General features: G+C 28.6%; 35 protein-coding genes and 1 pseudogene. 28 read left to right on the top strand and 8 right to left on the bottom strand.

Annotated features, from left to right (window positions below; genetic code table 11):
* Positions 1–73: 73 nt before the first annotated feature.
* From MHB47_RS10080 to MHB47_RS10025, 12 genes are all read left to right on the top strand, one after another.
* The gene (locus MHB47_RS10080; protein WP_340756498.1) at positions 74–2,416 is read left to right on the top strand and encodes a phage/plasmid primase, P4 family; all 2,343 of its coding nucleotides are present in this window, start codon (positions 74–76) and stop codon (positions 2,414–2,416) included.
* 392 nt (positions 2,417–2,808) lie between these two features.
* Entirely contained in the window at positions 2,809–3,090 is a 282-nt protein-coding gene (locus MHB47_RS10075) for a hypothetical protein (RefSeq protein ID WP_340756496.1), read from the top strand.
* 27 nt (positions 3,091–3,117) lie between these two features.
* Positions 3,118–3,531: a hypothetical protein gene (locus tag MHB47_RS10070; RefSeq protein WP_340756494.1), complete on the top strand. Its 414-nt coding sequence runs from the start codon at positions 3,118–3,120 to the stop codon at positions 3,529–3,531.
* Positions 3,532–3,622: 91 nt separating this feature from the next.
* Complete coding sequence (locus MHB47_RS10065) at positions 3,623–3,823, top strand: hypothetical protein (RefSeq protein ID WP_340756492.1); 201 nt, start codon at positions 3,623–3,625, stop codon at positions 3,821–3,823.
* A 12-nt stretch (positions 3,824–3,835) separates the two neighbouring features.
* Positions 3,836–4,453 carry a hypothetical protein gene (locus MHB47_RS10060; RefSeq protein ID WP_340756490.1) on the top strand — a complete coding sequence of 206 codons (618 nt, stop codon included), beginning with the start codon at positions 3,836–3,838 and terminating at the stop codon, positions 4,451–4,453.
* Positions 4,454–4,466: 13 nt separating this feature from the next.
* Positions 4,467–4,940, top strand: a complete 474-nt coding sequence (locus tag MHB47_RS10055; RefSeq protein WP_340756488.1) for a hypothetical protein — start codon at positions 4,467–4,469, stop codon at positions 4,938–4,940.
* Positions 4,941–6,103: 1,163 nt separating this feature from the next.
* The gene (locus tag MHB47_RS10050; RefSeq protein ID WP_340756486.1) at positions 6,104–6,577 is read left to right on the top strand and encodes a phage terminase small subunit P27 family; all 474 of its coding nucleotides are present in this window, start codon (positions 6,104–6,106) and stop codon (positions 6,575–6,577) included.
* A gap of 41 nt (positions 6,578–6,618) precedes the next feature.
* Positions 6,619–7,155 (top strand): pathogenicity island protein, encoded by a 537-nt coding sequence (locus MHB47_RS10045; protein WP_340756484.1) that lies wholly within the window; start codon positions 6,619–6,621, stop codon positions 7,153–7,155.
* Positions 7,152–7,478 (top strand): hypothetical protein, encoded by a 327-nt coding sequence (locus MHB47_RS10040; RefSeq protein WP_340756482.1) that lies wholly within the window; start codon positions 7,152–7,154, stop codon positions 7,476–7,478. Before MHB47_RS10045 ends, MHB47_RS10040 begins: the two co-directional genes overlap by 4 nt.
* Positions 7,475–7,810 carry a sigma-70 family RNA polymerase sigma factor gene (locus MHB47_RS10035; RefSeq protein ID WP_340756481.1) on the top strand — a complete coding sequence of 112 codons (336 nt, stop codon included), beginning with the start codon at positions 7,475–7,477 and terminating at the stop codon, positions 7,808–7,810. Before MHB47_RS10040 ends, MHB47_RS10035 begins: the two co-directional genes overlap by 4 nt.
* Positions 7,811–7,937: 127 nt before the next feature.
* A complete protein-coding gene (locus tag MHB47_RS10030) occupies positions 7,938–8,729 on the top strand; it encodes a HipA family kinase (RefSeq protein WP_340756478.1) in 792 nt (263 codons plus the stop codon).
* 5 nt (positions 8,730–8,734) lie between these two features.
* Positions 8,735–9,472, top strand: a complete 738-nt coding sequence (locus MHB47_RS10025; protein ID WP_340756476.1) for a hypothetical protein — start codon at positions 8,735–8,737, stop codon at positions 9,470–9,472.
* 633 nt (positions 9,473–10,105) lie between these two features.
* Here the strand turns inward: MHB47_RS10025 and MHB47_RS10020 are convergent.
* A pseudogene (locus MHB47_RS10020) lies at positions 10,106–10,675 on the bottom strand (hypothetical protein); the annotation flags it as partial.
* Positions 10,676–10,829: 154 nt separating this feature from the next.
* On the bottom strand, positions 10,830–11,279 hold the full coding sequence (locus MHB47_RS10015) for a hypothetical protein (RefSeq protein ID WP_340756474.1): 450 nt from the start codon (positions 11,277–11,279) through the stop codon (positions 10,830–10,832).
* Positions 11,280–11,743: 464 nt separating this feature from the next.
* Between MHB47_RS10015 and MHB47_RS10010 the strand changes: the two genes are divergently transcribed.
* A complete protein-coding gene (locus MHB47_RS10010; RefSeq protein WP_340756472.1) occupies positions 11,744–12,319 on the top strand; it encodes a hypothetical protein in 576 nt (191 codons plus the stop codon).
* 388 nt (positions 12,320–12,707) lie between these two features.
* Here the strand turns inward: MHB47_RS10010 and MHB47_RS10005 are convergent, their stop codons facing one another.
* A complete protein-coding gene (locus MHB47_RS10005) occupies positions 12,708–13,145 on the bottom strand; it encodes a GNAT family N-acetyltransferase (protein ID WP_340756470.1) in 438 nt (145 codons plus the stop codon).
* Positions 13,146–13,209: 64 nt separating this feature from the next.
* Entirely contained in the window at positions 13,210–13,869 is a 660-nt protein-coding gene (locus MHB47_RS10000; protein WP_340756468.1) for an HAD family hydrolase, read from the bottom strand.
* A gap of 101 nt (positions 13,870–13,970) precedes the next feature.
* Between MHB47_RS10000 and MHB47_RS09995 the strand changes: the two genes are divergently transcribed.
* From MHB47_RS09995 to MHB47_RS09980, 4 genes are read left to right on the top strand one after another with little or no spacing between them, the layout of a single operon-like run.
* Complete coding sequence (locus tag MHB47_RS09995; protein ID WP_340756466.1) at positions 13,971–14,213, top strand: hypothetical protein; 243 nt, start codon at positions 13,971–13,973, stop codon at positions 14,211–14,213.
* On the top strand, positions 14,176–14,442 hold the full coding sequence (locus tag MHB47_RS09990) for a GNAT family N-acetyltransferase (RefSeq protein WP_340756464.1): 267 nt from the start codon (positions 14,176–14,178) through the stop codon (positions 14,440–14,442). The genes MHB47_RS09995 and MHB47_RS09990 overlap by 38 nt, the downstream gene beginning before the upstream one ends.
* A 26-nt stretch (positions 14,443–14,468) precedes the next feature.
* Positions 14,469–14,888 (top strand): FosB/FosD family fosfomycin resistance bacillithiol transferase, encoded by a 420-nt coding sequence (gene fosB, locus MHB47_RS09985; RefSeq protein ID WP_340756462.1) that lies wholly within the window; start codon positions 14,469–14,471, stop codon positions 14,886–14,888.
* Positions 14,889–14,900: 12 nt separating this feature from the next.
* Positions 14,901–15,356, top strand: coding sequence for a GNAT family N-acetyltransferase (locus MHB47_RS09980; protein WP_340756459.1), 456 nt, complete (start codon positions 14,901–14,903; stop codon positions 15,354–15,356).
* 37 nt (positions 15,357–15,393) lie between these two features.
* Here MHB47_RS09980 and MHB47_RS09975 read toward each other — a convergent pair whose 3' ends face one another.
* Positions 15,394–15,810: a cytidine deaminase gene (locus MHB47_RS09975; RefSeq protein ID WP_002508239.1), complete on the bottom strand. Its 417-nt coding sequence runs from the start codon at positions 15,808–15,810 to the stop codon at positions 15,394–15,396.
* Between the two features lie 231 nt (positions 15,811–16,041).
* Between MHB47_RS09975 and MHB47_RS09970 the strand changes: the two genes are divergently transcribed.
* The 4 genes from MHB47_RS09970 (at position 16,042) to MHB47_RS09955 (ending at position 19,325) form a co-directional block, all read left to right on the top strand.
* Positions 16,042–16,215 carry a VraH family peptide resistance protein gene (locus tag MHB47_RS09970; RefSeq protein ID WP_002512200.1) on the top strand — a complete coding sequence of 58 codons (174 nt, stop codon included), beginning with the start codon at positions 16,042–16,044 and terminating at the stop codon, positions 16,213–16,215.
* 678 nt (positions 16,216–16,893) lie between these two features.
* A complete protein-coding gene (locus MHB47_RS09965) occupies positions 16,894–17,115 on the top strand; it encodes a hypothetical protein (RefSeq protein WP_021339885.1) in 222 nt (73 codons plus the stop codon).
* Positions 17,116–17,532: 417 nt separating this feature from the next.
* A complete protein-coding gene (locus MHB47_RS09960; RefSeq protein WP_340756457.1) occupies positions 17,533–18,558 on the top strand; it encodes a DUF418 domain-containing protein in 1,026 nt (341 codons plus the stop codon).
* 41 nt (positions 18,559–18,599) lie between these two features.
* Positions 18,600–19,325, top strand: a complete 726-nt coding sequence (locus tag MHB47_RS09955) for a CPBP family intramembrane glutamic endopeptidase (protein WP_340756455.1) — start codon at positions 18,600–18,602, stop codon at positions 19,323–19,325.
* A 165-nt stretch (positions 19,326–19,490) separates the two neighbouring features.
* On the opposite strand, the gene MHB47_RS09950 is transcribed toward MHB47_RS09955, so the two are convergent.
* Positions 19,491–19,802, bottom strand: a complete 312-nt coding sequence (locus MHB47_RS09950; RefSeq protein ID WP_340756453.1) for a hypothetical protein — start codon at positions 19,800–19,802, stop codon at positions 19,491–19,493.
* A 516-nt stretch (positions 19,803–20,318) separates the two neighbouring features.
* Between MHB47_RS09950 and MHB47_RS09945 the strand changes: the two genes are divergently transcribed.
* The 7 genes from MHB47_RS09945 to MHB47_RS09915 all read left to right on the top strand — a co-directional run bounded on the left by MHB47_RS09945 (position 20,319) and on the right by MHB47_RS09915 (position 24,525).
* On the top strand, positions 20,319–20,837 hold the full coding sequence (locus MHB47_RS09945; RefSeq protein WP_340756451.1) for a DNA topology modulation protein: 519 nt from the start codon (positions 20,319–20,321) through the stop codon (positions 20,835–20,837).
* 524 nt (positions 20,838–21,361) lie between these two features.
* A complete protein-coding gene (locus MHB47_RS09940; RefSeq protein ID WP_340756449.1) occupies positions 21,362–21,772 on the top strand; it encodes a CHAP domain-containing protein in 411 nt (136 codons plus the stop codon).
* A 168-nt stretch (positions 21,773–21,940) separates the two neighbouring features.
* Complete coding sequence (locus MHB47_RS09935; protein WP_002508230.1) at positions 21,941–22,156, top strand: hypothetical protein; 216 nt, start codon at positions 21,941–21,943, stop codon at positions 22,154–22,156.
* Positions 22,157–22,335: 179 nt separating this feature from the next.
* Positions 22,336–22,518, top strand: coding sequence for a hypothetical protein (locus tag MHB47_RS09930; RefSeq protein WP_002508229.1), 183 nt, complete (start codon positions 22,336–22,338; stop codon positions 22,516–22,518).
* Positions 22,519–22,721: 203 nt separating this feature from the next.
* Positions 22,722–22,913, top strand: a complete 192-nt coding sequence (locus MHB47_RS09925) for a hypothetical protein (RefSeq protein ID WP_340756447.1) — start codon at positions 22,722–22,724, stop codon at positions 22,911–22,913.
* Between the two features lie 191 nt (positions 22,914–23,104).
* Positions 23,105–23,989, top strand: coding sequence for a PhzF family phenazine biosynthesis isomerase (locus MHB47_RS09920; RefSeq protein WP_340756445.1), 885 nt, complete (start codon positions 23,105–23,107; stop codon positions 23,987–23,989).
* A 131-nt stretch (positions 23,990–24,120) separates the two neighbouring features.
* The gene (locus tag MHB47_RS09915; protein WP_021339893.1) at positions 24,121–24,525 is read left to right on the top strand and encodes a hypothetical protein; all 405 of its coding nucleotides are present in this window, start codon (positions 24,121–24,123) and stop codon (positions 24,523–24,525) included.
* A 69-nt stretch (positions 24,526–24,594) separates the two neighbouring features.
* On the opposite strand, the gene MHB47_RS13485 is transcribed toward MHB47_RS09915, so the two are convergent.
* Both MHB47_RS13485 and MHB47_RS09910 read right to left on the bottom strand, forming a co-directional pair.
* The gene (locus tag MHB47_RS13485; RefSeq protein WP_426462309.1) at positions 24,595–25,068 is read right to left on the bottom strand and encodes a DUF1648 domain-containing protein; all 474 of its coding nucleotides are present in this window, start codon (positions 25,066–25,068) and stop codon (positions 24,595–24,597) included.
* Positions 25,069–25,213: 145 nt separating this feature from the next.
* Positions 25,214–25,441, bottom strand: a complete 228-nt coding sequence (locus tag MHB47_RS09910; protein ID WP_340756443.1) for a hypothetical protein — start codon at positions 25,439–25,441, stop codon at positions 25,214–25,216.
* Positions 25,442–25,856 lie beyond the last annotated feature (415 nt).

Genomic DNA, 25,856 nt, shown 5'->3' with positions numbered 1-25,856 from the left:
ATTAAATTATTTATATCTCTATTATACCAAAAATAATGGTACGTATCTACAAAAACAACATGAGGGGGATTTGATGGCTATAAAAACTAAAGATTCAATACTAGATGTGAATGAATTAGAAATACCGAATGAGCTTAAAGAATTGGATCAATGGGTACTGTGGCGTGCTGAATGGAATGAAAGCCGTCAAGAATACACAAAAGTACCTTATCAAGTAAATTGTGTAAAAGCTAGCTCAACAAACAAGGGCACGTGGGGTAACTTCCATGATGTTCATTCACTTTATGATAGTAGCAATCAATATGAAGGTATTGGCTTTATATTAAGTGAAGAAAGTAAATATATTTGTCTTGATATAGACAACGCTGTAGATGCTGAAACACATCAGTTACAAACAGAATTAGGAATTGAAATGACAGAACTCACATACTGTGAATTAAGTCCAAGTGGCACAGGTTTACATTGCTTTTTCAAAGGTACATTACCAGAAAATAGGAAAAGTAAGCGTACCGATTTAGATATAGAGTTGTATCATACTAGCAGATTTATGACATTTACTGGTTACACTATCGGAGGTTCAGAAATTAGCGATGATCAAGGTGTGATTGATAATTTAGTAGAACGATTCTTTAAAGCAGAACCTAAAAAGCAAAATATAAGAATTGCTAAAACTGGTAGCAGTATTTTTACAGATGATGAAATTGTTAGAATGATGACTAAAAAAAGTAAATATAAAAAATTGCTTGCTGGTGAGTATGAAGGTATTTTTGATAGTCCTAGTGAAGCAGTGCAAAGTTTGTTAAGGGTATTAGCATTTTATACTGGTAGAGATAAGACGCAAATGGAAAGTATATTTTTAACGTATAACAACCTTACTGATAAGTGGGATGAAACTCGTGGTAATTCAACTTGGGGGAATAATGAACTAGATACAGCAATAGCAAATCAAGAAACAATTTATGAGCCTAATTCGAGAGGGACAGGGCAATCACTTAGATATACGATATCACTGATTCGTAAAGAAGAATTAGCGTTTATGAAAGCAGAATTTGAGAAGGCGAAAGAAAATGGTGAAGCGTCAGGTAGACCACCACAAACGATTAGCTCAAATAGATGTGCCGTATTACTTAATGATGTAATAAAATTTGTGATATTTGATTTAGAAGAAAATACAAAAATTGCAATGTACCAAAGCGATAAAGGTATTTACACACAAAATACTGCAATTATTAAACGTATTATTTCTTGGTTAGAACCTAGACATAATGAGAAAAAGGCATTAGAAGTTATTTATCATTTAACTAATATGGTAGACGTAGTAGACAAAACAAACGAACCACATTTAATACCGGTTAATAACGGTGTGTTTAACAGAAAAACTATGAAATTAGAAGCTTTTACGCCAAAGTATATATTTACTACTAAAATTTCAACGAATTATTTTGATAATCCTAAAGCACCAGTAATTAATGGCTGGAGTTTTGATAACTGGTTAGATGAAGTTGCATGTGGTGATAGAGAAGTATTCACATTATTATGGCAAGTTATTAATGATTCATTAAATGGAAACTATACACGCAAGAAAGCAATATTTCTTGTAGGTGATGGAAACAATGCTAAAGGTACTTATCAAACGTTGCTTACTAACTTAATCGGTTTCGATAATGTAGCAAGTCTTAAAGTTAATGAGTTTGACCAAGAGTTTAAATTGGGCGTGCTGGAAGGTAAAACACTTGTGATTGGCGATGATGTGCCGGTAGGCGTAAATATTGAAGATAGCTCGAACTTCAACAGTGTTATTACAGGTGATCCCGTGCTTGTAAATATAAAGAATAAACAACCATACCGAACTGTTTTCAGAACTACTGTGATTCAGTCAACGAATGGCATGCCTAGATTTAAAAACAAAACTGGTGGTACAAATAGGCGACTTTTAATAGTACCGTTTAACGCAGATTTCAACGGTAAAAGAGAAAATCCAGATATCAAAGAAAAATATCTTGCTGATAAAAAGGTGCTCGAATATGTACTTCACAAAGCTATAAATTTAAATTTCAACAAATTTATTGTTCCTAGAGCATCAGCTGAATTATTAGAAGAATATGTTCAAGACAATGACCCAGTATATGATTTTAAAGTCACAGAGTTTGATAAATGGAAAGTTGATAAAGTACCTAAAACGATTGTCTATTATAAATATAAAGTTTTCTGTGAACGTAGTGGTTATAGACCCCTTTCTGAAAGGAAATTCTGTAAAAGTTTTGAACGCTATCTTGGTAAAATTTGGAAGGTAGACAAACCTAGATATTATTCAGTGAATGACTTACAAGCAAAGGTAGGATATTTTGACCCTACACTTTTACCACATGGGGAACAAAAGCAATCATATATAAATACTAATTTAAAAGTAGTGTGAATGAAAGTGTGAATGGAATGGTGTATAAATAGAAATTTCGTTCACACCTATTTAAAGTCGATATAACAGGGTTTACAGTACGTTTTAACACAACTTTTTGTACTACTGTGAATGAAATGTTTTCGTTCGTTACCACCTTTAAAGTGTTGTTATGACAGTATTTGTTGACTAAACTGGTAATGGAATTTCAATTTTCAAGAAGTTAATATATAAAACAACTAAAAAGTAGGAGATTAATATATAAGAAGTTTTTTCTTGATTTTCGTTCTTTCATTACCAGTAAACTACTAAAACTGTTGTGGCAGTAAGTAAAATAGGTGGTAATGAACTGGTAACGGTGTGAATGAAATGGCGTTTTTGGTAACGAACTAAATACAAAATATAAAAAAGGAATGATGAAAATGAAATTAACACAATTCGATTTACTAAAGACATATGCAGACAAATATTATGACGGTCACTTTACGGTGATGAAATTTACAACGAATTATAGGGTGGCATTTGGGACTATTCATGCAAATGACTATGATCAGTTACGTGAAGGAATTTCAAGAATGGCAGAAGGTAAAAGTTTAGAATCAGCATGTTTAAATTGTATAAAAAATGAAGTGTCTTTATATGAAGTACCGTTATCAGATACTAGCGTTTTCGAAACGTTAGATTTAACAAACTAGTCAAAAAAAGAATAGAGGACAAAGAAAATGAGATACCTATACAACAGTGGCAATAGATATGGAACAGTAATAACTACCGAAACAGGTCATCGTGTGATTACAGAATATCCACGTGAAGTATTTAACTTTAACGACGATGAATTGCAGGAGTATATGTTAGATAACAACTTAGGTTTTAATGCAATTGATTTTAACGATATGACAATGCAGCAACTTGAAACAGTATTAATGTGGTGTAAACAGTTAGAACCTATAAAATCAGTTAATTACAATTGTTCTAGTTATAACTTAAAGCATATGTTTGAACGTGAGTCTTATGGCTTTTATATATCAAATGGGAACATGAAAGAAGTCATGGCACTTGCTGGATTTAAGCCTAAGAGTGCAGACGATCTCAATTGGTTTTATCCGATAAGTAAGCGTAGTATTAAACAACTTTAAAAATAAGATGTTCAATTGAAATTGTATAGCTACAAATCATTAACAGATATTAAAGATTGTTTATATCTATATTATTAAAGGGGATATGCACATGTGGTATAGAGATGTGGTTAATCAAATTGTTGCCAGATTACCGACCGATATAAGTAATGTATCAGAAAGTTATTTAGATACTGTAATCAAGCGATATGTAACTAAGCATGAAGATATTGAAGAAGTGAAACAATGTATTAATGATATGAAACAAAGTAAGGAAATTAAAACATACAAATATTTTATGACTAAACAATAAGGAGTTTTTTAAATGGCTAAAGTAAATGAAAAATCAATCGAAGTATTCAACAAGGTAATTGAACCAAAGGTAGAGAATAAAAAATATGTAGCGTTAGAAAAAATTAAAGTAACTGACAAACTTAAAGAGTTCGATTTTAAAATGTCGCACTATCGCAATGAAGAAGATTTTGCAATGATTGCATCACTTAAAAAGGAACAAGGGAAACTTGAGAATGAGATTGTGGCATTACATGAGCAAAGTGAAGATGATAATCATAAGTTGTTAGATAAAGATATTAAAGACTTTAACAGCACTTATGAAAAAGAGGTTAAAGAATTAAGCGATATAAATAGTAAGTTAATTCAAGACTTCAATAACAAATTGCAAGATGCATATGAAGTATATGAAAAGATTGCAGCTAACAAAGTAGAAGCTATTCGTAGAGCGTCAAGACGCAATTATATGAATAGCGCAATTAGTAATCCAGATCAATGGAGATTGAGTTTACAACGCAGCACAAGTTTAGTTGATGATCCATTCAGAACAGATACAGACCCAACTATCTTAGCAAATACTTTTAAAGAGAAATTATTTAATATTAACAGTCGTGCAGATTCAGAATACAATAACGGAAACCAAAAGTGGTAGAGGGGGAATTTAAATGAGTTATACAGTATTAAGTCCATTAGAACAAAATTATGCATTAGGTTTTGATGAAAAGAAAAACACTATAATTTTAAAACCATTATATTCAGATTCGAAAGTCGGCATTGCTAAATCAGAAGGATTAACTAATTCTAATGTGAATTATAAAAACGGTTCTATAACAAGAAGAGCGTTTAAAAACTTTAAAGATTCTGACGGAATAGATATTGTGTTGAATAACAATGAAAGTTCATTCGTTGCTAACAGTCAAGATATTGGCGTACTTACTGTTATTAAAGAAGAATTTATAGGCTTTGGTATTCAAGTTGATAAGGTGAAAGATAAAGGTGAAGGGCTAAAAGAATTAGTAGACATAGCTAAGAATAAGCGTTCAGTATCAGTACAATGCTATGCCAGTACATTAGGTATGGATGGTACAACGATTGGTAACATTGATAAGGTTGAATTAATATCTATCAACACAAAATAAATAACTTATAAAATAGTATTGTTATAATATGGTTTGTGTAGTATAATGTAAGTAGGTAGAAATCTACCTTGAATGCTTTATAAATCATTCAGTCAATTCTTCTGGTATCAATTAATCGCTTGTTCTTGAAAGCAGCATACAGATAAACTCTTCCTTTATACGCCATCATCACTTGTCATGTTCTTGAACTTGTGGTGGTGTCTATTTTAATATCAAGAGTTCATACAGACATATACAGTTTGATAGATCATACATTCATTAAGTATATCTAACATGTGATGGATGTGTGATTAACAGATTGATGTAGAACATTGTTAAAACAAGAGAATGATTATAAGTTGTTGTGATGTTAACAAGATAAGTATTCAAGTTAGATAATGATTGAAGATATATTGAATGATGAATAAGTAATTAGTTCAATGATGATAAAGAATGAGTAAATCAATAATGATAATGAGATAAGTAAATGTAATCAATTGAATGATTAGATCATAATGAATTCATTTATATTATCAAAAGAAGAATGATTAACTAAATAACTTTGATGAACAAACTTAAAAGATAAATGATTACAAAATGTTTTTGTTCTTCAACTTAAAATTAAATTCAAAATAAATTATTAAAATAAAAAAAAATAAACATTCAACATGAACATCAATACAATAAGTATCTTCATACTTATTCAATAGGTTAAATGCTTAATAGTGTTAATAGGTTTATAGCAAATAGATAACTAATACAAAGGTCATAACAGTTTAGCGATATCAATGTGAATAGATTGGTTAAGTACTCATAAAGCGAGTGTAATAGCTTATCTAAATACAGTTGAAGCAGCTAGTAATATACATGATAAACAGAGCAATAAAATGCTTAATATCAAGACTTCATACAAGGCATTTAGAGCCTGTTTCAGAGCATGTTATAACACTGTGATTAAGGCTTAGTAAATAATAAATGCACGTCATATTAGTACGGATATTACCAATTGAATAGGAGTAATTAAAAAGGGAGGCATCCTATAGGCGCCCACCATATTTTTAATCTTTTTAAATCGATTGACTCTTAATCTTGACCGATTGTTGAAAATAAAAGTCGAAAATGTGTAAAGTTCACAAGCTTTACGTAGGTTAAATACTAAAAATTATATGAAAAGGGGAAGTAAAATGGCTCAAAGAAAGTTACTGTCACACCAAAAGTCTAGATTAACTACAGAAGCACAGGAAACAAAACAAGCTACAGAAGAAGCATTGAAACAACTTACTAAATTACAACCAGAGCCACCTGAATGGTTAGATAATACAGCTACAAAGGAATGGCATAGAATATTCCCGTTACTAGAAGAATTACCAATAGCAAGTTTAGATTTAGCCCTTGTTTCTGCATATTGCACAGCGTATTCAGACTATATCAATGCAACTATACGAATGAAGAATGAAAGTGCAATTATAGAAACGGAACGTGGCACAAAGCTTAATCAAAATCATGCTATTAAAAGGGATTCACTATCACAATTAAATAGTATTGCGCCTAAGATAGGGCTAACTGTGGAATCAAGATTAAAAATACTAGATCCTTCAAAAGAAAAGGTGACTGGAAAATCAGTTTTTGACATATTCGGTATGGATGATGACGACTAATAAATAAATTTGTTTCATTAAAAGTGTCTAGGAGGGCTACTATGATATTAAAACGTTGTAAATCAGTTTTGTGTTATAAAGAAGAAATGAAAATTACTGAATATGAGTTGCTAACTAATTACAATCCACAATTCATTAATAGTAAGATTCGAGCAATACAAGAACAAATCAATGCAATGTATCATCTTAATACATCGCATACAGTGTGTGATGAAATAGCTGGTGTTATTACAGTTTCATATCCATTAGATAAATTAGTTATATGGATAACTGACCAAAAGGATGAATTGAATCGTTTTAAAATTAATAGTACCAAGAAACTCAATTTATTGAAGAAACTTATTAGAAATTACACGCCTAAGGAACAAAAAGAAGTGATGAGATACTTTAAATCTAGTGGTAGCGACAAGCCGATTAAAACGATTGATAAGTTACAGGAAGATTTATATAAGATACACCACAGTAAGCGTGTAGAACGTAATGAACAGCGTGTAAAAGAGAATGAAGTTATATATCAAAACTTTGTAGTAGAAGTGAAAGAATCATTAAATAATGAGCATGAGGAGTTGGTTGTGTGATTAGAGGATTAGATAAAGTAGATTATCCAATATTAGAAAAATACATGCGTAATTATCATAGCATGGTTGATACTTATAAGAATAAACCTAGTGATATGGACGAATTGAAGTATATGAACCTAGAGTCGATTGTAAAGGGCATTACAGAAGTATATAACTCGGCAGAAATTAAAACACAACAGGTTATAAAATTAACGTGGTGGGATGATAAGAATTACACAGATGAAGTTATCGCTGATGTGATAGGTGTAAGCAATTTCACATTAAGACACATAAAAGACATCGTGTTAAAAAGAGTTGCAGAAGCAATTGATTACGTATGAGGTACGATAAAGCAACTGTAAAAGAGTTTATATTGAATTACCACAAGATACAAGATAATAGTGTTTCATGTGATGAAGATGTTGGTATTGATGACTTTTTCAATGTGAACGATCAAGCAGAAACTCATAAGATAGATAATAGCAATGTTGAAGATGTGATATTTTTTAATGAATTAGAAGCTGTTATAGAAAGAGTAGCGACTGAAAAGGAACATAATTTATTTTTGTTGCTTAGTAATGGTGTAAGTTTTGAAAAGGCTGGCAGTATATTTGGTGTGAAAGAACAAAGAGTTAGACAGATGTTAAATCAGTTGTTGGATAAGGTGTCATAATTATACTAAGGGTAAGTGTCGTCATGCGCTTGCCCTTTTTTTTATGTTCGCTTTTATGTTCTGTCTATTATTTTTTTTATAAATTGTGTATTATATATATAATTGTGCTGATTAAGTGGGGGATAAAGTGGAAAAATTGACCGAGATAACAAGTATGGTGGGCAATGGGGCTACAACACCATATTATGCAAGAATTGGTTCTTTAGCCGTAGTAGTTAAATCAATCAATAATAATGAAAGTTTTTATGCCTTGTTTAATGAAGCCATGGGCTATTATATAGCAGAGAGTTTAGATTTCTTACATCCAGATTTTGGATTCGCACAATATGAAACTAATTTAACAAAAAACCACATACCAAACGATGTAAGTTTTTATGATAAGGAAGTATTTACATATACAGTTTTAGAAAACTCTATTATACCAATTGATACACCTGGTATGCTTAATACAATTGACAACAAAGATATAATTGAATTGATTATATTCGATTCTTTTATTTCTAACACCGACAGAAATAAAGGGAATATATTAATAAAAATGCCTAAAAAAGGAAAAAGAGCAAAGCTATTCCCATTAGATTATACGCACATATTTCCAGGTGAGTGTATTTGGTTTGATGTTTTAAAAAAGGGAAACCCAGCAATAGAAGAAATGATTGATGGCATTTTTCATACTGAAAATTATCAATTACTAATAGAAAATAAAACTTTTAATTCTGCAGAAATATGGCAAGTAGGTTTTGAATTTAAGAATAAATTAGTGAATATTGACATAGATGATATAATCAACTCTATACCGAATGAAATAAAAAATGGACATGAAAAACAAGACATTAAATTATTGAAAGAGTTTATTGAAAGAAATAAAAATGAATTTGATGATATAATAGAAGAAATAGAAAAACATTTAGTGAGGTGAGGAAAATGTATAAAGTAAAATACTCAAGTTTCAATTATTACCCAGATATCCTTTTGATTTCTAACATCGCAGTAGGCGTTATTTTTCAAATTGAAAGTAATAATAACTATTATGAAAATAAATTTAATCTTATGCAAAAGAAAAACAAACTTTTTAACTTTGACGAAGAGCTTGATCCAGATTTCACGAAAATGTTTTTGAATGGAATTAGAGAAAACTTTCTTAATTTTAAAGGAGATATAGAAGAATTCACAAGATTTTATGTGAATAATTTTAAATTCACTAATATACAAATTAGAAATTTCAATAGTTTAGACGAAGCCAAAGTATTTATAAAAGATACAACTAGATACATTCTACATCCAACCCAAGAATCTAAAAATAAAATGACTGAAACAGAGAAGAAAGAATATATAAATAATTATTTGGTGAAAAAATTCAATACTGTACAAAAATCTTATGTGTTTGAAGGTAATAAAAATCAGGACAAAATAACTGTAGATTTTATGGTTAAAGACCGAATTGGAAAAAAAATAGGTTATAAAGTTGTAAACAAATCTCCTCAAGCTATGTTTAATATTAGATCATATATAGCTCATGCTTTGATAAATGATGAAAATTTAACTTTTATTTTGGATGATAACATGGAAAAAGAAAAAGAATATATATCTGGTTTAAATAGTGATATAAACAGGGAATCAGAAATAAATGCTGTGCTGAAAAAGGATTTAGTAACCCAATAAAACGCTCGCCAATTGGTGGGTGTTTTTTTATACAAAAAACCTAGAAATTAATCTAGGTCAGTTATTTATCCTCAATTGTTTTTCCTTATACTCTCTACTTATTTAATTTAATAACTTTTGGATATACATTATTTTTGCCTGTAGCTATCGTATTTCCTACCGGGGAGTTTTCCACAACAAAACCACTATGTTCTCCAAGATAAACAGTATATTTTTACCATTTTAAAACTAAATATTATAATTATCTTCTAATTTATAATACTTAGCCTCTATTAATTTTTCTTTTAATCTTTCAATAATTGCTTCGGTTTCTTCTACTAAATCTTCTTTTATAATATTGATTTTTTCTGATTTAAATTCATCTGTAGCATATCCTGTAGTTCTACCAAATTTATTTAAACTTAGAAAGAAAGCAAGGTCATTAAGAACTTCCGCCCTTGATAATTTTTTATTTGCTTTAAAATTAAATATACTATATCTATTTGAGTACAAATTTTCTTCTTTGATTATGAAACCTTCATTATCATCAAATTCTGCACGAGTAATATTTAAATTTTGCATATGTCTTTGCACTCTTTTTTCATAAATTAAATCTCGTTCTTTACTTATTCTCTCTAATTTTCTTTCACTTTCTTCCAGTTCTTGATATGTTTCAACATCAATTAATTTTTCATCGATATTTGAGAATAGTTTTAAAATGTAATGCTTTGATAAAGAAGCTTTTTCTTTGGCAACCTTCATCCATTCTTTTTTAGGTTCATATTCATCTATATACCATTCTTTTATAGTTGGTTTTAAGTATACACAAAGTCCTCTTACTCCATATTCACCTTTTGTTTCTTTGGTTATCAAAACATGTAATATTAAATGCTCAATTAAGTCACAATAAACTAAATTTTCTTTTTTATGATATTCATAGGGATATTTAAAGTGAGCTATAAAATCTTTGCTAGATATATTTTCATATTTATTTTCAAGAATATGGTGACAATACAAACCTTCTTTTGCTCTTGAATACTTACCACGAGTAATGCTTTTAATTTCTTTGTTTAAAAACCTTTGATATGATTTCTCTCTATAGAATTCGTCTAATACTTCACCATATTTCTTTATAAGATATTGAACGAGTTGAGAATATGATAAATTTAACAATTCCATATAATAAGTATATTTTTTTTCATAAGTATTATGTTTGGTTGACATAGCGTACTCCTTTAATTGAATTATATGTATAATAATTTAATGTCACATTACTATTAAGTCTATAGAAGTATTCTCTTGTTTTTTATAGACAAAATGTTCGTTGTATAGATAATGCATTTTATATTGTCTCTAAAACAATATTACCTACACTAGATCACTCTTGTACCTCTTGATTATAATCGACTTTATTACCTTGCATTTCTTTGTTAGCTTTGTCTAACAACGCTTGCTGTTCGTCAACGGGTAGGGAAGTACCAGGTGTGAGTTGCTTTTGTTGTTCTTCTGTCAAAGTTTCTTTATACTCTTCAGGTGACGAATAGTAGTTACCATCATTGTATTGTTTCTTTTCATTAATGTTTTCAGTTGTTTCACTTGTTGTAACATTACTTGATTGGTTAGTGTTTTGTTGCTCTTGTTGTTGCGCTTCTTCATACGTTGGATAGTCCTCGACAGTTTCATTTTCAGTTGTTTTACTTGGTTTTGGTTTATCGTCTTTTTTAAATGACTTCATTTCCTTTTTATTTTCCGATTTACTTTCTTCTTTATTCCCACATGCTGCTAATACTAAAAAACTTGATATTAATAAAAAAATGACCTTTTTCATTATGCATTTCTCCCTTAATAATATTTATATATTTAAAACAGTAAATACTGTTATTCCCAATTATGATGTTCATAATTCAAGTAATGATGCAAATTAATTAGACATATTTTAAAATAATTAATAACTTGATTGTACTATACCTAAAAAATAAAAGTGATAATAAAAAGTTATGATTACAATTGCAATTCGGTGGTTTTTCTTATGATTAACAGTAATATAAAAGTGACTATATAGCGCTAATCGAACAACGTTGCGTAAATCTGTTTCTCGATGCAGCACAGAGTGGATGTCAGAGTTATAATCAATTAATAATTAATTACACACAAAAAAACTTGATTTAAATTTCAATAGTGTGGATAATTACATTAAAATAAAAATAGTAGGTGTGAAAAATAGGTAAATATAAATGGCATATATTCTCTGGTATGTTGGGTTGTTTAATAATATTAATAGTATTTTATTTAATGAGGATATACGATAATCAAGTAGAAGCAATTAAAGTTTGTATCTCTTTTGTATCTATTTTTGCGACCATTGGAGGTGCTTATTTAGGAGCGAAGGTTTCAGGTAAAAATGCAATAGAACAATATAAATTGGATCAAACAAGTAAATCTAATAAGGAAGTAATGAAATTATTAATAGAAATTAAAGGAACATGTGAAAAAATCAGGGAAATTAATACAGGAAACATTTTAATTATAGACTCTATACAAAATGGAGGAGAACGAGTAGACTTTGAAACTTATGAAGAAAATTATAAAAATTGGGAAAATATATACGATAGATTAAAAGTTGAAATTATATCCACAACAATAAACTTTGATGATATAAAAAATCTGCAAGAACCTACAATGTTATTACCATATTTGGAGGTAAATACTGATTATGTTTTTGAAGAAGGAAAAGGAGAATTAATTAACCCTGAAGGTACCGATTTTAATGAAGCAATAAAAATCGCAAATGATTATTTGACACAAGAAGTTCCAAGGAATATAGAAAAAATTGAGACAATGATAGAGGAAAACTTAAAAAAAGTTTAAAAGTTTAAGTTTATTTAATTAATAAAAATCATAACATTTATATAAAAATAAAATATGTGATTATAGGAGATTATTCAATAAATTTGAGAAGAACTATAAAACTAAGAATAAACAGACGAATCTATAGTGCACAAATTTTTGTTGTTTTTGCAATTTTAACATTTTACACTGATATACTAAGACAATGTAAACATTGATATATCAATACTTATAGCGATTTTTAAACGTATACATAAACGGTATAATGAACTCCCGCCGTCTCCATATCAAAAGGCTTAGCCATTGTGGCTAAGCCTTTTTTGTATTTAATTTGATACATATTTCAAATCTCAATGTTACACGTAATTGATATTGTTTATTTTGATCCTAATTGTACCTGTTTTTTTAATCATAATTCGAGTTCCATTATGATTCCTTCGTTTGTTTTTATAAATCCATTTTTTGTATAAAAATTTGCTGCTAGTTCTCCACCTGTAATTAGAAAAATTTTATATATTCCACTAAGTTTGAGTGAATTAGAGACAGAATTTATTAATATTTTACCTATACCGTTGTTTTGGAATTCAGGAACGACATGAAATTCGTCTATGCAAAATTGGTTCATGCCACTAAAATAATAGTCTATTCTACCTATGCACATGGCTATTATTTTGTGATTTTCTTCAATGATATAACCTCTAGAATTAAAGCCGCTCATTGTAGCTTCAATTCTAAGTAATGCTTCTTTTTCAGACCAATTATTATACCATGGAGGTCCCTTATAAGCCGAAACTAAATTTTTTGCACAATTATTGTAATCTTCACTTTGAATTTTTCTGAATTCCATACGTATCCACCTTTTCATTTTAATTATAAATATATAATATTAACGAATAATTTATATGGACTCATTAACATTTTTTAATAATACCAGTTAGTTCATACAAATTTTGAATACTATCAGTTACATTAGGAATATCATTTTCTCCATTAAATCTGTATATACTATGCATTCCTGCTAATTTAGATGCCTCATAATCGTTTTTAAAACTATCACCGATGAAAATACACTCACATAAATCTACTTCTAATTCTTTAGCTGCTTTTTCAAAAATAAGAGGATTAGGTTTTTTGATGTTTTCCTTTTCCGAAACTAAAATTACATCCATGTATTGTTCGATTTGTAATGCTTTAATATTATTGTATTGGAAAGGATATTTTCCGTTTGTGATAATACCTATTTCGTAATTCTTTGAGACAAGTATATCTAACAATTCTTTTAGATTTGGATATGGTAAACAATGTTTTCTGAAATTGTTGATATAGTCATTTAGAAAAATGTCAGCGGTTATATGATTAATATTAAAGATATCTATTAATTGTGTATAAACTTTATCCTTCCAAACATAACCATTTTGATCCAACTCAATAAATTTCCTTTTGAAAGTATTTTTATCAATATGGTTTAGATAGTTAATAAATTTGTCATATTGATAATCCATAAACTTATTTAACGAAGAAGGTCGATCTAAAATTGTTCCATCTAAATCAAATAAAATTGCTTTTATCATAATTTTAATACTCCCTAATTTTTATTATTTGAATATTCAATCAATTTAAACAATGATATCATATAATTCAAAGTATTTATTAGGATAAGGAGGAATTAAATATGAGTCTTTACTTAGAAAACATGAATCAGCAAACTTTCAAAGCATTTTATGAGGAAAGTATAATTGAATATCCTACAGAACATGTTAAAAGTGGTGGTTGGGAGAAAGATGGATCAATTGAAAGAGCGCGTACAGAATTTGAAAATTTACTGCCTGAGGGGTTAAATACAAGTAATCAATATTTACTATCTGTGATTTATAATAATGTTAGATATAGGTTATTTATGGTTACATATATTTAATGTTAAAGAACAAAAGAAATGTTTTATTTATGATATTAAAATTAAAGATACATATACAGGGCAAGGTTTAGGTACAAAAACGATGGAATGTATAGAAGAATACTGCAAAAATAAAGAAGTAGAAAGTATTGGTTTGCATGTATTCGGACACAATAAGCGAGCTGTATCTTTAGATAATAAAATGGGTTTCGAAACTACAAATTATCGTATGGAGAAAACATTGAAGTGATTATATAATATGAAAGGATTTTTTTTATGATTCAATCTATAAACCACGTGACTTATTCAGTATCGGATATTAAGACATCTATTGCTTTCTATAAAGATATATTAAAAGCTAAAATTTTAGTAGAGAGTGGCAAAACAGCGTATTTCACATTAGGTGGTCTGTGGCTAGCGTTAAATGAAGAAAAAAATATACCTAGAAATGAAATTCAATACTCATATACACACATGGCATTTACAATAGATGAAAGTGAATTTGGCGACTGGTATCAATGGTTAAAAGATAACAATGTTAATATATTAGAAGGACGTAATAGAGACGTAAAAGATAAACAGTCAATATACTTCACTGATCCAGACGGCCACAAGTTAGAATTGCATACAGGTACGTTGCAAGATAGATTAGAATATTATAAAGAAGAAAAGCCACATATGAAATTTTATATATAAATAGGTTATATTATGACAATAGAAACAAGGTTATTTGAAGAGAATGACATTAATCGGATAGATGAACTGCTAGGTTTATATAAATATTTAGGCTATCCAACAACAAAAGAATCATTAATCAGTCGTTTGAAAAAGATATATAATCATACAGATTATTATTTGTTACTTTTAATTAAGAATGATGTAATAATCGGCTTGAGTGGTATGTGTAAAATGCTTTTTTATGAAAAAGATGGAGAATATATGCGTTTACTAGCATTCGTAATTGATTCTAATTATAGAGAAGAAGGATATGGAACACTTTTATTAAAAGAGTCAGAAACGCTAGCAACTCAATTAGGCTGCAAAACAATCACTTTAAATAGTGGAAATAGAGAAGAAAGGGATAATGCTCATAGTTTTTATAAAAATAATGGTTTTGAGAACAAATCATCTGGATTTTCGAAAAGTATAGATAATATAAAATAAAACCAACTAAAAATAGTTGACTTAATGTTTATTAAATTTATTCTGAGAATTCAATGTCATCGTAAGCTTTAGTCCAATGGTAAGGCTGTAAATCATTTAAAAATTTGTATTGTGGTTGCTTATTATCAGTTGTTACACCGACTTTAATTTTATTTCCCCAATATAATAGTCTTTCTTGACATGTACCACAAGGTGTAAGTATTTTAAAATTACTATATTCATCATCTCTTACAACGCAAATTGAATGAGTAATAATGTCTTGATATTTATGTGCATCTAATATTGCCCCTGTTTCAATACACAAAGCACTAGAGGCATTTATAATCTCTGGCGCAACAGATGTATAAGTGTTTCCATTTTTTGAATACATTGCAGCTGCACCACCCCATCCATTTGGATATCTTTCTTTTATCAAGGTTTTAGCATCTTCAAAAAGTTTCTGTTCAATATTCATAAACGTACCTCCGAAAAATATTTATATAAATCCATACTACTATAACTGGAAATGATTAGGGGATATTTCTTATGAAAGAAGGAAAGTTATTGAGTTATTAAAACTAACATTTGAAGTAATACTTTTAAGTTAAAACCTCATATATAAATATGCGGTTTGTATTATAGTGTGAGTGTGATAATATATTTTTAAATAAAAATATATTGGTTGGAACATAGAGGTGATTTTTTAATGAGTTTAAAAGAAATGTGGCATTATTTATTAAATAAAAAATGGGAATCTGATGATGTTTGGATGCTAGTTTTTTATATCATTATAGCAAGTATATTTGTAACACCATTATTAGGTGTACCAATAGGTGTTATAGCATTTTTAATCTTAAATGAGGATGTTTTAGAGAAATAATAACTCTATGAGAATGTCTGGATTACATTGGATAACATTGGATAACATAGAAAGGTGTGCATTATTATTGCGAAGTATCTCACTTCTAATAAAGTAGTTATATATTTATTGGTTATAGTAATTTTACAACCAATTGTATTTAGTGTTTTTGATTTAGATAGATTTATTTTATTGGAAATTATAAGTCATAGTATATTCATAATGATTGGGCTAATATTTATATTTTTAAATTTTTATTTCCGTAAAAAGCAAAATAAAAACCACGATAAATAAATGTAATAATAACAATAAAGAAAAGTGAAAATACGATTATAAATTTTAATGAATTGATACATAAATGCTTTAATGAACTCCCGCATCTCCATATCAAAAGGCTTAGTCACAATGGCTAAGCCTTTTTTGTTTGTGAGTATTAAGTATAAGTTGAATAAACTGTACTATACTTAAAAATGAATAGTGAAACTAAATTGTTAAGATTAAGTTAAGTATCATTATAAATGTAGAGGGATAGCTTTAAATTATGTTGCAATTAGATGACCTTAATTACTATAAAAACCATTAATTGTTATACGATTATATAACAATTAAATTGTATAATTAATAATAAATTTTGATTATCAAGTAAAAAATTACATTTTGATGTATAATGAAGGTAATGAAGAAAAGGAGATTTATAAAATGAATATAAATATAGTAACTGATTTATTGAAAGAAGAAAACGTTGTAAGTATAGATTTATTATTGGTAACTGGTAAATTAGAACGTGCTAAAGAAATTGATGTTGATAAATCATCCGAGAATTTATTATTTGTGACAAAACCAAAAAATAAAGTAATTAACTTAAATCATGTTGTTAAAATAGAAACTGTACTTAAATTTGAAGGTAATGTCACTTTTTAATAATTACCTAACACAAGTATGAAAAATGAATATGTACAAAGTGCAACGACTTATGTTGTTTTTGTGATTTTTATATTTTAGACTCAACTCGTAATGCAATGTGAGTCTTGATTTAGTAACACCTATAGCGGTATTAAATGATGTAATTAACTCCCGCAGACGTTAGATTATAAGGCTAAGCCATTGTGGCTTAGTCTTTTTAGTTTGTGTTGATTTAGTATTGTCGAATATAAGCTTGTTGAAATATGGTGCCTTATACAAATAATCTTTTTGTTGTAAGAAGTGGTATGTTTTTAAATTTAATGAAGTGAAGTGTGACAATAATGTAAGTTGTATTAATACCCGCCTTTGTTAAAATTATCTTTGGCTTAATGAAAGTCAACTTTAAAAAATAGATATTTAATTTAGGAGGATAATATGAACGAGGGCGTAAAATACAATAGAATTTCAGAATTAGATTATATGAGAGGTTTCGCCTTACTAGGAATAATTCTAACTAATATAATTTCAATATTTGTCTTGCCAGCACCAAGTAACTACGATCAGGCTAGTTATTTAAAGTTCATTGATTTTTTTGTTGAAAGTAAATTTTTTACAATATTTACATTTTTATTTGGAGTCGGGTTTTATATATTTATTCGCAATGCTAAAGCAAAACAATTAAATAGTAATATCGTGTTTATAAGAAGGTTAGTAATCTTAGCGTGTTTCGGTATATTGCATCAAATGCTTCAACCAGGAGAAGCATTACTATTGTATTCAATCATTGGCTTGATCTTATTACCTTGTTTTTATTTTAAAAGATCTATCAATTTAGTCATTGGCTTAATATTATTGGCTATTTGTTTATACATAGGTAGTAAAACAATATTACCGATACCATATTTCATATTAGGACTGGCAGCTGGTCAATTTAATATTTTTGAGAACCTTAAGACTAAAGTGTTAATTGTAATAGTAGGTGCTTCAGGTGTGATGTCTGCATTAAGTTGGATTTTGCTAAATAAGTCATATGTATTTCCTACATATAAATTTTTAGAAGATAATTCGAACAATGAATTGATTAATAAATATATTCAAAATAAAGATTTGTATGATCAATTAATCGTTGTTACTAGTCCATTTATAGCGTTATTTTATGTCTCTCTATTATTATTAATTATAAAAGTACGAAGCTTTGCTAAAATCTTAAGCCCATTACGATTATATGGAAGAATGGCGCTTACAAATTATGTAGGACAAACTTTATTAATTTGGCTGGTTATATTATGTGTGGATAGTGATCAAGTAGATTATATGGATACTTTATGGATTTGTATTGCAATCTATATTTTACAATTGTTATTCACAAGTATTTGGCTGAAATACTTTGAATATGGACCACTGGAATATATATGGAGAATGGGAACTTATTGGAAATGGTTTAGCTTGATAAAAAAATAGGTTAAGTTTTTAAAATTACACTAATGAGAGAGTGGAATAAGATGAAAAATAAAAGAAAGAAAGTTTTACTTTTTGTATTGATTATTACGTTAATTATGGCATTAGCTATGTCAACAATGCATTATATTTTTGACTATAATTATGAGAATTCTGAAATGGTTAAAGTATTGATTTACTTTGAAATTATTATGAGTATACTTTCCATATTTATGTATAAAAAACTTTTCTCAACACAAAAATTATTTAACATACGGCTTTCTTTTTGGTTTTTACCTCTTATTATTCTAATCATAATTACATTGGTTGTATTTTTTATAAATGGAGATTTTACCGGCAAAATACCAATGATTTCTTTAATATTAGTAACAACACTTTTAGTTGGTGTTAGTGAAGAAGTAGTATTTAGAGGTATAGTGTTGCAAACATTTTTACAAAAGGGCGGAATAGTAACAGCTATTTTAGTTAGTGCGATATTATTTTCCTTATTTCACGCAGTTAATATTTTTGGCGGATCATCAATAGGTGAAGTGATAAACCAAATGATTGGGGTATTTTTAGGTGGAATAGTGTATGCTTGCCTCTCAATAAATTTAAAGAGCTTTATACCACTTATTATATATCACTGTTTATGGGATTTTCTAATCTTAAGTAATGAAATAGTTAGTGCTAATATTGAAGTGTTCATTTTCATTATAGGAACATTAGAATTTATTATTTTAATTCCAATATTTATTTACACAGTCATTAAATTTAATAAAGGGGCTTAAATAAAGTTAATAGGGAATGAACATTGCGCAAAGAGGCTGAGACATGTGATATGTCCCAGCCTCTACTACTTGTTATGATATTTAAAAAACAGAAATAGAATAATGTTAATTTATACTAGTGAAAGATGGAAATATACAGGGGTTACGAGGTTAACCTGTGATTGTTTAATCAAACTCTATTTCGTATAATGATTCGTTTATTTGTTCGTACAGCTCATATTTTTCTAAATAATCAATCCATACATCATTCGGTTTCTTTTCTCTTTCTTCAACTAAAGATTTAATTTTTTCATATATACCTTTCATCAAATCTTTATACATCCCATTTGCTGCTCTTTCTATTTTTGCCTCTGACCAGCGCTTTTTCGGTGGACGTCTTTTATCCTTTTCTAGTTGATAGTTGATAGCTTTGTCGTAAAAGCTATCTAACGCTGGTAATTTATCTTCTATATGTGCTTGAAATTCGTTTAAATTCATAAATATTCTCCTCTTTTAAAAAACAACGTTCTACATAATTCTAACAATAATAGGGTAAATTAAATACCTGATGAATAATTCATTTATTTTATAATGGACTGAATTGTTATTGAATAACTCAGTATTTGGACTAATTGATTATTAGAATAATATTTGTCAGTTGATAGTGCTATCACTATTAAGTATACCAGTCTATTCATGCTATTTAGTTACTTTTCTATAAGTTTCTATTTTTTTCTTGGTCAATAGGTTCATTTTTAAATATATGAATCTAAACATTGATATTCGTTATTCCTACTGAACATGTAGCATGTTTATTAAATGAATCTATTGTAATATTATTTTCTTAAGTATCAGTGGTAATGTTAAATATAAAGAGTTGAGCGTTTTACATATGATTTAATTAATAAACTACATGAATTATACTGTAATGAATATAAGTAACTGCTAAGAATGAAAGTAATCAAATTATTGTATAGTGAATGAAACTCATTTAAATAGATTGGTGGTAAATATATGGAGAAAATAATGGTTATCGGGTCTTCGGGTTCTGGAAAATCAACGTTATCAAGACAACTAGGTCATGCTTTAGATATACCTGTTTTTCATTTAGACGTATTATTTTGGAAACCTAATTGGGTTATGACAAGTTCTGATGAACAAAAAGAAATTCAAAAAACATTATTGCAAAAAAAGAAATGGATTATTGATGGAAGTTATACTGGTATCTTAGATGAAAGATTAAATGCTGCAGATAGTGTGATACTTTTAGATTTGCCAAGAAAAATTTGTTTTTATAGAGTTTTTAAGAGATTGTTTAAAAATATTGGTAAGACTAGAATTGATATGGGCGAAGATTGCAAAGAAAGGATCAATCTCACATTTTTAAAATATATTTGGAATTTTCCTAAGCACAGAAAACCATATTTATTACAAAAAATTAAGGCAAATAAAAACGATAAAAAAGTATTTGTTTTAACCAATATTAAAGAAATTGAACAATTTAGAATGAATGTGGAAAAGAACGACATTTAAATCTAAAAATTACTATGGATTGTTTTTAAACTGTTACAGAAATCGTAGAGGTTTGGTCTGACGCCTTCCTAGTTGATGAAATATTAGCCGAAGACTACAGGCAGTTTCTGTGATTGTTCAAAGCATGCACAAAAAGCGCTGACAAATTTGGATTCTTTGAGACGCCTTAATTAAGGTGTCTTTTTTTGGTTATTGAGATAACTTTATAATGAAATTAATTTGAATATTACAGATTAACCAAAAAAATTAAAATGGAATTAATATTAGTGTAATCGACAATTAAAAACCACATGATATATTATTCTAAGATTGAATTATTTTACACTTTAGCTTACAAGTCAATGACAATATTGCTTGTATAGTTTATTCAGTAAAATAACACTTAGAAGGGAAGATTTATAATTAAACGATACATATATATTTTTACATTTTTTATTATAGGGGTTTTAAGCATATTAGGATTTACACATTTAAACACTGCATCTGCTGTGACGGCTGCAACTCAAGAGGAATCCATAAGTCATATGAACACGTTAGAAGGTAAGGGATGGGATTATGATGATGAATATGGCTGGCAATGTTTTGATTTAGTGAATGAGCAATGGGATTATTTGTATGGTCACGGATTAGAAGGTGACTATGCAAAAGAAATTCCAACTAAAAATAACTTTGAGGGTGAAGCCACGGTATATAAAAATCATGAGGGATTCCAAGCACAAGCTGGAGATATCGTTGTATTCAATGATGAATTTGGCAGTGGTGCAGGTCACACAGCAATCGTTACGGAAGGTAATTATAATGGCGCTAGTGATAAATTTGAATCATTAGATCAAAATTGGGACGGCGGTGGCGCTGAAAAAACAGAAGTAGCTCACAGAGTAGTACATGATTATGAAACTGAAATGTGGTTTATACGTCCTCATTATGCTCAATAAATTACTTCATGATTAATACATTTGTTTATCATTGGAACGGTTGATCAGAATTTTGCAAAAGAGTGTCTTGATATAAATAACTTCACATTGTGTTGCAACCCTAACTCATTAGGTGGATAATAGAGTTAACGTATGAGAACCATAAAATATTAATTAGGGTGACAACACATGAGTGATGTATATGTATTCATAATAGAATGTAGCGATGGTAATGTTTATCGTGAGTATGTGGAGAATATATGGAAAATTGATAAGGCATTAGCACTTAAAAGATTTGAAAAAGGTATTCATAGATATAATTACTTTTATCTAAAAGATTGTGATAGCTATGTAAATGTAGCGAAGATTACTTCTATAAAGATTGATGATGCACACAACACTTGATCAATTACTCATTCTTATTTAATTAATAAAAAGTTAACAGATTATAATTTAAGGCGAGCGCAACGTTGCGTTAGCCTTATTTTTATATCTGAAAAGTGTAAAAAGGCGGTTTACGATACTAAATATAAATAATAGAATGGTCTAGTGTGGTATTTTTGGGATTTAGTGAGGGAGTATAAATGTTATTATACGTTAAGGCTCTTGGGATGAGCATCTTAATTGGGATTTTAATCTTCTTATTAATGTTTATAGGCACAGGAAAAGATCAACTGCTTGGTAGTGTGATTATGGCACTATTAGGCTTTTTTGGAAGTTTTATTTCTTTCTTGTATGAAAAAAAGCATAATAGGGAGGCTAAATAGATTAATAAAAAAATAAATAGAAGGTAATCCAGTTGTTTAAACAAGTTTGGCTCGACTTCACGTATCCACGCTTGAAATTGATACTCTATTCATTTTCTTCTAATCTAAATGTGATATTTGAGAAGTAAACTGTTTTAACAGTTACTTCTTTTTTTGTTTACAAACAAGAACAAGTGTTCTATTATATCTTTGAGGTGATAAATATGGAGCCAAATTTAAATTGGAAAAAAGATTTTCAAGAATTCCAAGAAATACTAAATTCTGACATTAATCCTGAATGGTTATATAGTGCTAAAGCGAATATGATATTGAACCCTGCATATACTGGAGAAGGCAGACAATTCTTTTTTACAAAAGATATTATGAAAGCGAGTAAAACAATTCCATTCTTTTAATGTGGTTAATGCTATTAATATCTAAAAATAATTAAAAATATATTGCTTTAAGTAATATTAATATAGATATAAAGTTAAACGCTAGGTAGCCATAGATACCTAGTGTTTTTTTCATTTTCTGATTTCCAGTTTTTTGGATGCATGATACGCTTATAAAAACTATTAAGTTATAGAAAAATGGGGGAATATAGATGAAATCGATAAAAGTGTATCATTATGATGCTTTTAGTAAAAAGCCAAATAAAGGTAATCCTGCTGGAGTTGTTTTAAATGGAGATGACCTAACAGAAACGGAGATGCAAGACGTTGCTTTTAAAGTAGGGTTTAATGAAACAGCTTTTCCAATAGCATCTGATAGAGCAGACCTTAGAATACGCTATTTTTCACCAAAACAAGAGATGGAACTTTGTGGCCACGCAACAATGGCAACCATTTATGCGTTAAAGACAAACGGATGGTTAGAAAATAAAACAGAGCTAACTATTGAAACCAATGTAGGGGTCTTACCGATACGTATTACAATGAATGAGCAAAATGAAATACATATAACAATGAAACAAGCATTACCACAATTTAAAAAATTTGAAGGATCCAGATATGATTTAGCAAAAGCAATTGGCATTGAAGAAGCGGATTTTGTCGATGAGTTACCCATAATGTACGGAAGCACTGGGACATGGACACTTTTAATACCTATAAAGTCACTTGATATTCTTAATAAAATGGAACCAAATAATAAGGTATTTTCTTCAATTTTAAATGAAATACCAAACGCGTCGGTACATCCATTTTGCCTTGAAAGTTATTATGAAGAAGTGGATATGCATGGTCGTCATTTTTCTTCAACTTTTTCAGGAACAATAGAAGATCCGGTGACTGGCACTGCTTCAGGTGTAATGGGGGCATATTTTGCCAAGTATATAAAAAAAGAGTGTAATATGCCTATCAATCTTATTGTAGAACAAGGACAAGAAATCAATAAGGATGGCCAGGTGATAGTGAATGTTGCAGAAAATAATGAAATCGAAATAACTGGCAATGCTGTTTACGTAGAAGAAATTGATATATCATTTTAGAAATAAGCGTTTTTTAAAAAGTATGCGCAGAACTTTATGCTTTATAACAATAGTGAACAGATACTTTTGTATTTGCTATATGGGTATAGTAAAGTTAGTCCAAATGAGATATTTAGAGAGGTTGGATAACTATGGATTTAAATAATGTCATAAATACCTACAAAGTAATACTCTCGAATGCTTCTACAACAAGTAAAAATGATAAACGAAGAAACGGTGTAGATAAAATAATTGGACTGTTTATTAAAAACCCTGAAACGAAAAGTGAAGGGTTAAATTTTCTGGAAAGTTTAGATACAGAAACATTCTATAATTTACTTAGTGCTTGGGATATAGGTCGAAGTGTCCTCACAGCGCCAGACTGTTTGAACGATGATATCAGGATTAATGGAGGCAAGACAAATTTAATGAAAGAAAATGTTAAAACATTAAAAAATAATTTGCCTATCCAATATGAAGCAGCCATCTATTTTAAAGATAAAGACTGTATTTTTGTAAAACAATGCCTCATAGCATTTCAGAAAGAGTTTATATAATAATATAAACACCACTTAAAAGACGAGGAATAACTTTTTTAAGTGGTGTTTTACTATAAGTAGTAAACTTTAGAAATATTTGTGTTTATAGCACTTGTAGAGGTGCAAAATAATTGTAGAAAAAATAACTACTAAAATGATGACAAATTGAAATATACCTATATCAATATTTCCGCCAGTAGCGTTATATACGTCTTTAATACCCATGAAAGATAGAAGCGTGGATAACTCGAAATTTAATATAGTAATGAATCTTCTATTGAAATTTATAGCGTCTTTGGATATTGTTTTATTCTCAAAAGTGGATTTAAAATTTTCGAATTTTACGTAATACTTAAATAAAAGATACATGAAAATCCATAAAGCTAAAATTATTATTGGAAGAATGAATATTTCTTTTTTGTATCCCCACGCATCTGGGTTACTATATAAATCAAAGTGCACAGGTACTTTCTCTGGCAAACTATTGTAATTAATAGAAGTATATAAAAAAAGTAAAATAATAAAAATTAAACCAGTGAAATTCAAGGTTTTGTTGATCATGATATGTCCTTTCAAAATTGGATGATTCACGACTAACGTCGCATTATGAAGAAATTGCTCATAAAAAAGAACCAAATGCTTTTATAACAAATGGTTTGTTTAGGTTCTAAAATAAAAACCTGGAGTGTTTATTATCTTTTATATTTTATAATAAAATTATAGAAATTGCAAAAAATACGGCTGATAAAATAAATAAGATAGCACCAAAAAATAAGAGTTTTCTAGATTGTTTTTGAATACCTAGCTCATGGTTATTGTCTAAGTTTTTTTCGTTGATGATTTTGCGCTCATTATTAAATTCATAAAATGAAAACAAACTAATAATCAATAGAATCAAACTAATTATGAAAGTAATAATGATTAATATGCCCATTTATGAGTTAGCTCCATCTACATTATTTGATAAAATTTCTAAGTAGCGATATATATTATTTGAAGTGGTATCTTTCGGTAAACTGTGAGTAAATACATGTCCGTTTTTAGTTTCAACAGTATAAGTGACGTGGTCAAGATTGATATTATAATTAATGATTTGCATAAATTTCTCCTCGGAAATTGAATTTATTATACAATGAATGCGTTCGTAATTTTTCGTGACTTTTTAATTGTTTTGAACGATGTATAACTAATTATATCTAATTGTACTACATATAAAGTTAATTTGTTGTAAAAAAGGTAATAAAAGCTAATTTAATTTTATATTTACTAAAATCTGATAGTTTAATTAAACTGTAGAAACACAAACTTTTATAGAAGATGTTGACAAAGCGTTATAACCATAGTATATT

This window comes from Staphylococcus sp. FSL K6-3157 (assembly GCF_038005145.1).
Taxonomy (GTDB): Bacteria; Bacillota; Bacilli; order Staphylococcales; family Staphylococcaceae; genus Staphylococcus; species Staphylococcus equorum.
Note: the sequence above shows the minus strand (reverse complement) of the source record. Positions and strands in the feature narration are given on the sequence as shown.